Origin of the sequence: Micromonospora echinofusca (assembly GCF_017614955.1) — a bacterium.
Classification (GTDB): domain Bacteria; phylum Actinomycetota; class Actinomycetes; order Mycobacteriales; family Micromonosporaceae; genus Micromonospora; species Micromonospora echinofusca_A.
The window spans coordinates 1-8,518 of record NZ_WVUH01000313.1 but is presented as its reverse complement, the minus strand read 5'-3'; the positions used below and the strand labels follow the sequence as shown (position 1 = coordinate 8,518).

Genomic DNA, 8,518 nt, shown 5'->3' with positions numbered 1-8,518 from the left:
CGGCCCACCCGCCCGGGCAGCCGGGCCAGCTACACGGTCACCGACCGGGTGGCCCTCGGCCCGCTCCGACTGCCCGTCTCCTACCGGGCCGACGTGCTGACCGCGAGTACCGAGGAGGTCGTGGTGGTGGCCCGGCAGTGGAGCGGCACCCGGGTCCGCAACCACGCGCGGATCCGCCCCGAGGGCCCGGACCAGGTACGCATCGACGTGGAGATCACCCTTGCCGCGCCCGCCCCGCTCCTCGGGTACGCGCTGCGCCAGGCCCGGGCGGCGCACCTGACCCTCGCCGCCCGCCTCGGCGCGGCCCTGGACAGCGTCTGAGGACTGCGGCACCCGGCAGGGGCTGACCCACCCCGGACACGCCGCTGGCCGGTCGGAACAGCTCCGACCGGCCAGCGGGGCGCGTCGCGTCAGTAGACGGAGAGGTGCACGTGGTTGGTGTGGTCGCTGGACGGGTCGCCACCCGCCCCGCTGTACGACTTCCAACCACTGCTCGGTAGCCAGATCTGCTTGAACCAGATCACGTAGAGCACACCGAGCCGGCTGGCGTTCTTCACGAAGTACGCCGCCAGGTTGTTCCCGTACGTCCGGTCGCCGCCGGTGGCCACCCCGCCGAACCCGCTCTTCTGGGCGGCGAAGTCGCAGGCCCGTCCCTTCGGGTGCTCGCCCGACCCGCCGTTGCGGTAGCAGGACACGTACCGGGTGAACCCGGCCGCCTTGGCCTGGTTGAGCGCGTGCAGGGTGCGGGGGGTGATGCAGCCCGACGTGGTCGGGTCGTTGACGCTGCACGACTCGCTCGGCCAGGAGCCGTCGGGGTTACGCGGTGCCGGCTTGGCCGAGGCCGAGGTGGTGGAGGTGGGGCCGGCGCTGGATCCGCTGCTGCTGGAGCGGCTGGCCACCAGCAGGGCCCGTTCGGCCTGCTGCTTGCGCTTGGCCATGATCGCGACCTGCCGGCGCTGCTCGGTGACCTCCTTGTCCAGGGCGGCCCTGGCCCGGGTCTGCTGGTCGCGGGTCTCCATCAGGTCCCGTAGCTGCCGGTCCTCGTGCGCGGCGACCGCGTCGAGTGCGGCGGCCCGGTCCAGGAAGCTGTCCGGTGAACCACTGCCGAGCAGTGCGGAGATGGGGCCGAGCCGGCCGGTGCGGTACGCCACGCCGGCCATCTCGCCGACCTTGGTGCTGCGGACGGTCAGATCCGCCTCGATGACCTTGAGCTGGCTGGTCAGTTCCTGCTGGCGTCGGGTCGACTTGTCCAGGGCGGCCTGGGCGTCGAGGAAGCCCTTGCTGGCCGCTTCGAGCTGCGCCCGGAGGGTCGGCGTGCCGCCCTCGTCGTCGCTGCCCGGGGCCGGTGCCGCGAGGGCGGTACCGACGGCGGCCTGGGCGCCGGGGACCGGCGCGGTCGCGACCCCGAGGGCGAGGGTCGCGGCGAGCAGGGCCGCCATCCGGGCGGTGGTACGTCGTGCGGGTATCGGCATACAGATGTCCTTCCGTCAGCCGCCGACCGGGTTAGCTGACGGGTTCGGGACGGAAGATCCCTACCGCTGGCGCGGATACACCCCAGGTACGTGGTTCCCCGGCTCGCACGAGGCGATTAGGCGGCGGCCACCGCAGGCGCCGGAGGGCGCCGCCCGGCGGGGGCCGGTGGTGAGCCTACAGGGGGCGGTGGGTGCCCCGCAGCGCTCGGCAGAGCGGTACGGGGTATTTCTACCCACTTGTCCGGCATGTTCCGGACAATACCCCCGAAAGATTTAAGGTGCCGCTAAACCCGGGAGATTGGTCCCGCCGCCCGGCGCCGTCCCGCCGCCGCCGTCCCCGGCGCTCCCGGCAAGGCCCCGGCCGCCGCGTCACCACTCCACCCCGATCCGGCCCCGGCCGTTGCGTCACCACTCCACCCGGCCGCAGGCCCCCGGGGCCGAGCCGGGCTCGATCTGGAGGGTGGCGTGCTCGATGTGGAACTCCTCGTGCAGAGCGGTCCGGGCGGCGGTCAGTACCGTGCCCAACTCGGCGCCCGGGTCGATGGTCAGGTGCGCCGAGGCCACCTCCATGCCGGAGGTCAGCGTCCAGACGTGCAGGTCGTGCACGTCCGACACCCCGGGTACCGCGCAGAGCCGGTCCCGGACCGCCGGCACCTGGAGGTGCTCCGGTGCCGCCTGCACCAGGATGCGCACGGCGGCCCGGCCGAGGCGCCAGGTGCGCGGCAGGATGAAGACCGCGATCCCGACCGCGACCAGCGGGTCCGCCCACCACCAGTCGGCGACCGCGATCAGCACGGCGGCGACGATGACGCCGACCGACCCGAGCAGGTCACCGACCACTTCCAGGTACGCGCCGCGCAGATTGATGTTCTCCTCGGCGCCCGGCCGGAGCAGCACGAACGCGCCGATGTTGGCGAGCAGGCCGAGCACCGCGACGAACAGCACCGGACCGGCGGGTACCTCCGGCGGTGCACCGAAGCGCTGCACCGCCTCGACCAGCACGTAGACCGCCACGCCGGAGAGCAGGACCGCGTTGGCCAGCGCGGCGAGTACCTCCAGCCGGTACAGGCCGAAGGTCCGCTGCGGATCGTCGGTGGCGCGCCGGGCGGCGGTGATCGCGGCGAGCGCCATCCCGATGCCCAGCACGTCGGTGAACATGTGCCCGGCGTCGGAGAGCAGGGCCAGTGAGCCGGTGGCCAGGGCGGTCACCGCCTCCACCAGCATCAGGCCACTGAGCAGGGCGAATGCTGCCCACAGCCGCCCCCGGTGCGGGTGGGCGCCGGGGCGTGCCTGCCCGTGGTGGTGATGATGACCGCCGCCCACGTACCCACCCTCCCGTCGGGGACCGCTCCGTCGTCGCTCCAACCTATGCTCACATTGCTATATGTTCAACCAACCGGTGGTGAATACTTCGTCACTCACCGGGGGTCGATGGTGGTGAGCCGCTGGGTGGCCCGGGACAGCGCCACGTAGAGGGTGCGCACCCCGGACTCCGAATCGGCCCGGATCTCACCCGGCGCCACCAGCACCACCCCGTCGTACTCCATGCCCTTGGCCTGGAGACTGGTCACCACCTGCAACCGGGCATCGGTCAGCCCGGCCAGCCAGCCGGCCACCTCGTCCCGGCGCGGCACCGGCGTGATCACCCCGACCGTCCCCTCCACCTCGGCGAGCAGCGCGGTCGTCGCCTCGACGGTCGCGTCGGCCAGGTCGGCGGCCGGCACGGTACGCCGCACCGGGGCGACCCCGGTGGACCGGACCGCCCGGGGCAGCACCAGCTCCGGGTGCACCTCCCGGATCGTCTCGGCCGCTACCGCGAAGATCTCCGCCGGGTTGCGGTAGTTGGTGGAGAGGGTGAACTCGTGCCGCCTGCGCCGGCCCAGCGCCTTGTCCCGGGCCCGGTTCAGCTCGGCCGGGTCACCCGTCCACGCGGTCTGCGCCGGATCGCCCACCACCGTCCAGGACGCCAACCGGCCCCGGCGGCCCAGCATCCGCCACTGCATCGGCGAGACGTCCTGCGCCTCGTCCACCACCACGTGGGCGTACTCCCGGTAGTCCTCCGGCCGCTCCCGGGCCGCCTCCCGGGCCGCCCGCTGGCGCTCGGCGTGCGTGCTCAACTCGCGTACCCCGCCGGCCAGCTGGAACGGGTCCCGCCGTCGCCGGGCCGGCCGCACCGGCTTGCCCAGCAGCGCGTCCAGCTCGTCCAGCAACGCGATGTCGGCGATCGTCGGCCCGTCGGCGTCCAGCGTCCGGTACGCCTCGACCAGCAACCGGATCTCGGCGGCGGAGAGGATGCCGCCCGCGTACGACCGCAGCCGCTGCGGGTCGGTCAACCAGCGCAGCACGTGCCACGGGTGCAGCCGGGGCCACCACGCCTTGAGGAAGTCCCGGAAGTCGGTCCGCTCGGCCAACTCGTCCTCGAAGCTGCGCTGGTCCGGCAGGCTGCCGATGCGCAGCCGACGGGCCTGCGCGTAGAGCGCGGCGAAGATCCCGTCGAACCCCGCCCGGCGGACCTCGTTCCGCCGGGCACCGGGGGGCAGCGCCCGGGTCCGGACGGCGTCCAGCTCGGCCCGGGTCAGCCGGAGCAGCTCACCCCGGTAGAGCAGCCGCAACTCGGCGGGGGAGTCCGGCACCGCGTCCCGGGTCGCCCGTTCCAGCACCCGGCGCATCCGTAGCGAACCCTTGACCGCCGCGACCGCCGTCGGGTCCGTCCGGGTCGCGGTGAAGCCGGGGAAGAGCGAACCGAGCGAGCGCAGGGTGGCCGCGTTCTCGCCCAGCGACGGCAGCACCGAGGCGATGTACTCGACGAAGACCGCCGACGGGCCCACCACCAGCACCCCGCCCCCGGCGAACCGGCTCCGGTCGGAGTAGAGCAGGTACGCCGCCCGGTGCAGGGCGACCGCGGTCTTGCCGGTGCCCGGCCCGCCGGAGACGACGGTGACCCCCGACCCGGGGGAGCGGATCGCCTCGTCCTGCTCCCGCTGGATGGTGGCCACGATGTCCCGCATGCCGCGACCGGTCGCCTTGGCCAGGGTGGCCAGCAGTGCGCCGTCACCGACCACCCGCATACCGGGTGGGGCCGCCGCCGGGTCGAGCAGGTCGTCCTCGATCCGGGTCACCCGCTCGTCGGCGGACTGGATCATCCGCCGGCGGACCACCCCGAGGGGCTGCTGCGCGGTCGCCCGGTAGAACGCGGCGGCGGCCGGGGCGCGCCAGTCCACCACCAGGGTCTCCGCGTCGGCGCCGCGTACCCCCAGCCGCCCCACGTGCAGCACCGAGGAGTCCCGCAGGTCCAACCGGCCGAAGACCAGCCCCTCGTGTTCGGCGTCCAGCGCGTGCCGGCGCCGCGCGGCGTGGAAGACCATCGCGTCCCGCTCGACCAGGGCCCCGAAGTTGCCCACCCGGGCCAGCCGGTAGCCGTCCCGCTCGGCCCGCGCGGCCGACCGGCGCAACTCCGCCAGCCGGGCGTACACCCGGTCGAGGTGACGCTGCTCGGCGGCGATCTCCTGTTGCAGCGTGGTCTGATCGGTCAACGCGCAAGCTCCTACCGGATGTCGGCGGCGGGGCGGGGCCGCCGGGCGGCGCCGGGCCGCAGGTCAGGGTGACCTGAAGAGGGTACGGGGCAGTACCCCGGCCACCGCCGGGGTCTTCGCCGATCATGGAGTTGTGGTGCCCGACTGGCTACCCTTCGTGGCCTCTGTCACCCACCACAAGTCCATGATCGGCGGGCGTACCGGCGACGAGCGCCCGGCGTACCACGCCGAGCAGGGCGGCGTTGACCTCGTCGGCGCGTTCCATCATCAGCATGTGCCCGGCACCCGGGCAGACGGTCAGCTCGGTGGTGGGCAGCGCGTCCGCGATCGACTCGGCGCAGCGGGGCGGCGTGAGCCGGTCCCGGTCACCGACCAGCGCGGCGGCCGGTACGTCACCGAGCCGGGCCAGGGTCGCCAACCGGTGCTGGACCCCGATCGACGCCCGGAACCCGCCGATCGAGCGGAGCGAGGCGTGCGCCACCGCCGAAGTGGTCAACCGGATGTCCACCGGCTCGCAGCGGTCACCGAAGAGCAGCCAGCGCAGACTCGGCCGCAGCGCCCGCAGCAGGGCGCGCGGCGGGCGCCACGAGCCGCAGCGGGCCAGCACCCCCGCCCCGGTCGTCTCGGCCAACCGGATCAGCCGGGTGATCCGGGGCGACAGCCCGTACGCGGTGTGCGTGTGCCCCTCGGCGGTGGTGGCCACGAAGACCAGGCCGGCGACCCGGGCGGCGAAGTCCGTCGGGTGCCGGTGCGCGTACTCCATGATCGTCATGCCGCCCAGCGAGTGCCCGACCAGCACCACCGGACCGGTCGGGGCGACCTCGGTCAGCACGGCGGCCAGATCGTCACCGAGTTGCTCCAGGGTGGCGGTGCGCAGGGACATGCAACTGGACCGGCCGTGCCCCCGCGCGTCGTAGGTGACGATCCGGGCCGCCTCGCCCAGCGCGTCCCGGACCGGCTCGACCTGCCGGTGCCAGGCCCGCCCGTCCAGGGTCCAGCCGTGCAGCAGCACCACGGTGACCTCGGCATCCGCCGGGCCGGTCACCTCGACGTGCAGCCGTACGCCGTCGGGAAGCCGCACCTCACACTGTTCCGGCATCGCCACCTCCCGTACGGGCCGGACTCCATCACATCCCGGAAACCCGGCGGTAACCATCGACTACCCGACATCTCATCAGGTGAACCGGGGCGGTGAGAAGATTCGCAGCCGACTTCCCGACCGGCCGGTAGCTCGACATGCTTAGGGGATGTCTTCCCTGTCGCCGACCGGGGCCGTCGCGCCCCCGGGTGGAACCATCCACCGGCCGGCCGCCGCGCTGGCCGAGTTGCTCGCCGGAAACCGGCGGTTCGTCAGCCGTCAGCCCATCCACGGCCATGATGTGACCGCCGCCGCGGCCACCGCCTCCGGGGACCAACGGCCGCACGCGGTGGTGATCGGCTGCATCGACTCCCGGGTACCCCTGGAGGCGATCTTCGATCAGACCTTCGGCTCGATCTGTGTGGTGCGGTCCGGTGCGCACGTCCTCGACCACGCGGTGATCGGGTCGGTGGAGTTCGCGGTGCACCAGCTGAACGTACCGCTGGTGGTGGTCCTCGGCCACGAGCGGTGCGGGGCGGTGACATCGACGGTCGAGGCGCTGCGCAACGGCCAACGGCCCGGTGGTTCGCTCGCCTACCTGGTCAACCAGATCGCCCCGGCGGTGGCCGAGGTCGGGGTGCACGACCCGCAGGTGGTGCCGCTGGCCACCCGCCGGCACACCGCACGGTCGGTGGCCGCGCTGCGTGCCGAGGAGAAGCTCGTCGGGCCGGTGGCCGCCGGCGAGGTGGACGTGGTCGGCGCGATCTACGACCTGGCCAGCGGCGAGGTCACCCTGCTGTAAGGAAGGGCCCCCGGTTAACGCTTTCGGTATAGGAAGGGCCCCCGGTTAACGCCGACGGCCGGGCTACGGGGAGCCGGCCGTCGATACCGACGATCGTCCGAGCGCACGACGGTGGTCCGAGCGCACGACGGTGGTCCGAATGCGTGACGGTGGTCCGAATGCGTGACGGCCGTCCGAGCGCACGACGATCGTTCGAATGCGCGACGGCCGTCCGGACACGCGAAGCCGCCCACCGGTTCACCCGGTGGGCGGCTTCGTTTCGTGCTGTGCCGGCCCCTCGGCGGGGCCGTCCGCGTCGGGTGCTCAGCCCTCGAAGACGCCGGCCTCGACCAGCCGCTTCTCGGTGGCGTCCCAGCCCTGGCCCGGGAACGAGGTGGCCAGACCGTTGATCTCGGCCCGGATCTTGGCGGCGTGACCGGCGGCGGCCAGCACCCGGATCTCCTCGACGAAGGCGTCCGAGTCGGTCCGCAGGTGCGCGGTCTTGCCGTTGGTCAGGTTCCGCACGTAGGCGTGCTTGCCGTTGTTGAGCGGGATCAGGTACTTGAACTCGCCGAGCACGCTCAGGGCGCCACCCTGGCCGGCCTGGCCGGCCCGAACGGACGCGCGCGCGGTCTTAGAGGTGTTGCTCGCCACGGAGGTACTCCTTGCAAGACGTACGGGAGGACGGAAGGTGTCCGGGGGTCTGGTCCAACTCTGGTCTGATCCAGTTCGGGGGTGAGCCCGAAGATCGCGGCGACAGAAGTCGCCGAGTGAACTTTACACGACCGGGCGCCCCGGGTGACCACGGCCGACGTGTGGTGGAACAGCGCCGGTCGGTACGGCTATTCCGGGCGGTCCTGTCCACCGAATTTTCCGGTTCGCTGGCGCACCATCCGTCACACCAGTCATCATGTGTCTCACGCACCACCCGGTCGGCGCGAGGTCGTAGGGGAAGACGCACCTCGCTCTCCGGGAGGTCATCGTGCCAACGCGTGGCGTCGTATACGTCCACTCGACCCCGCTCGCCGTGTGCCCACACGTCGAGTGGGCGATCGCGCGCGTCCTTGTCGCGCCGGTCAACCTGAAGTGGACGGCCCAGCCCGTCGACCCCGGCGCCCGCCGGGCCGAGTGCGGGTGGACCGGCCGTCCGGGGACGGGCGCCGAGCTGGCTGCTGCCCTCCGGCAGTGGCCCATGATCCGTTTCGAGGTCACCGAGGAGCCGAGTCCCGGCGTGGACGGGGAACGGTTCATGCACGTACCCGGGCGGGGCCTGTTCCGCGCCTCGGTCGGGGCGGCCGGTGACATCCAGCTCGGCGAGGACCGGCTCCGGGCCATCATGGCCGCCGCCCGGGCCCCGGAGGCACTGGCGCACGCCCTGGACAAGGCGCTCGGCACGGCCTGGGACGCGGAACTGGAGCCGTACCGGCACGCCGGGGACGGCGCGCCGGTCACCCTGCTGACCCGGGTGGGTTGACCGGTACCCCGGACGGTCGACCCGGGCCCGGTCGAGTTGCCCGGGTAAGGACGGGGCTGATGGGATGGGCCCGTGTCGACTTCCCCACGGCGTACCCTTCCCATGCTCGCCGTACTGACCGCCCTGGCCGTCGCCGGCTGCTCCGAGCCGCCCCGGCCGGTCACCGCGCCCGCCTCCACC

The 8,518-nt window shown here is 73.1% G+C and carries 8 protein-coding genes and 1 riboswitch; of the genes, 3 read left to right on the top strand and 5 right to left on the bottom strand.

Translation table 11 applies throughout. The annotated features are described in order from the left end of the window. Positions 1 to 321: SRPBCC family protein (locus tag GSF22_RS26725; RefSeq protein WP_208816498.1), on the top strand; the 321-nt coding region annotated here is incomplete at its 5' end. A gap of 89 nt (positions 322 to 410) precedes the next feature. Here GSF22_RS26725 and GSF22_RS26720 read toward each other — a convergent pair. The 4 genes from GSF22_RS26720 to GSF22_RS26705 all read right to left on the bottom strand — a co-directional run bounded on the left by GSF22_RS26720 (position 411) and on the right by GSF22_RS26705 (position 6,104). Beyond that, entirely contained in the window at positions 411 to 1,472 is a 1,062-nt protein-coding gene (locus tag GSF22_RS26720) for a coiled-coil domain-containing protein (RefSeq protein WP_208816497.1), read from the bottom strand. Positions 1,473 to 1,476: 4 nt separating this feature from the next. Then, positions 1,477 to 1,605: riboswitch (cyclic di-AMP (ydaO/yuaA leader) on the bottom strand. Between the two features lie 272 nt (positions 1,606 to 1,877). Further along, entirely contained in the window at positions 1,878 to 2,795 is a 918-nt protein-coding gene (locus GSF22_RS26715; protein WP_208816496.1) for a cation diffusion facilitator family transporter, read from the bottom strand. A 95-nt stretch (positions 2,796 to 2,890) separates the two neighbouring features. Next, positions 2,891 to 5,005 carry a HelD family protein gene (locus GSF22_RS26710; RefSeq protein WP_208816495.1) on the bottom strand — a complete coding sequence of 705 codons (2,115 nt, stop codon included), beginning with the start codon at positions 5,003 to 5,005 and terminating at the stop codon, positions 2,891 to 2,893. Positions 5,006 to 5,153: 148 nt separating this feature from the next. Beyond that, positions 5,154 to 6,104: an alpha/beta fold hydrolase gene (locus GSF22_RS26705; protein WP_208816494.1), complete on the bottom strand. Its 951-nt coding sequence runs from the start codon at positions 6,102 to 6,104 to the stop codon at positions 5,154 to 5,156. 148 nt (positions 6,105 to 6,252) lie between these two features. On the opposite strand from GSF22_RS26705, the gene GSF22_RS26700 reads away from it, so the two are divergent. Further along, a complete protein-coding gene (locus tag GSF22_RS26700; protein WP_208816493.1) occupies positions 6,253 to 6,885 on the top strand; it encodes a carbonic anhydrase in 633 nt (210 codons plus the stop codon). 303 nt (positions 6,886 to 7,188) lie between these two features. Here the strand turns inward: GSF22_RS26700 and GSF22_RS26695 are convergent, their stop codons facing one another. Continuing rightward, positions 7,189 to 7,518 (bottom strand): hypothetical protein, encoded by a 330-nt coding sequence (locus GSF22_RS26695; RefSeq protein WP_208816492.1) that lies wholly within the window; start codon positions 7,516 to 7,518, stop codon positions 7,189 to 7,191. A gap of 328 nt (positions 7,519 to 7,846) precedes the next feature. Here GSF22_RS26695 and GSF22_RS26690 point away from each other — a divergent pair, with 328 nt between their 5' ends. Then, complete coding sequence (locus GSF22_RS26690; RefSeq protein ID WP_208816491.1) at positions 7,847 to 8,338, top strand: DUF3145 domain-containing protein; 492 nt, start codon at positions 7,847 to 7,849, stop codon at positions 8,336 to 8,338. Positions 8,339 to 8,518: the final 180 nt, after the last annotated feature.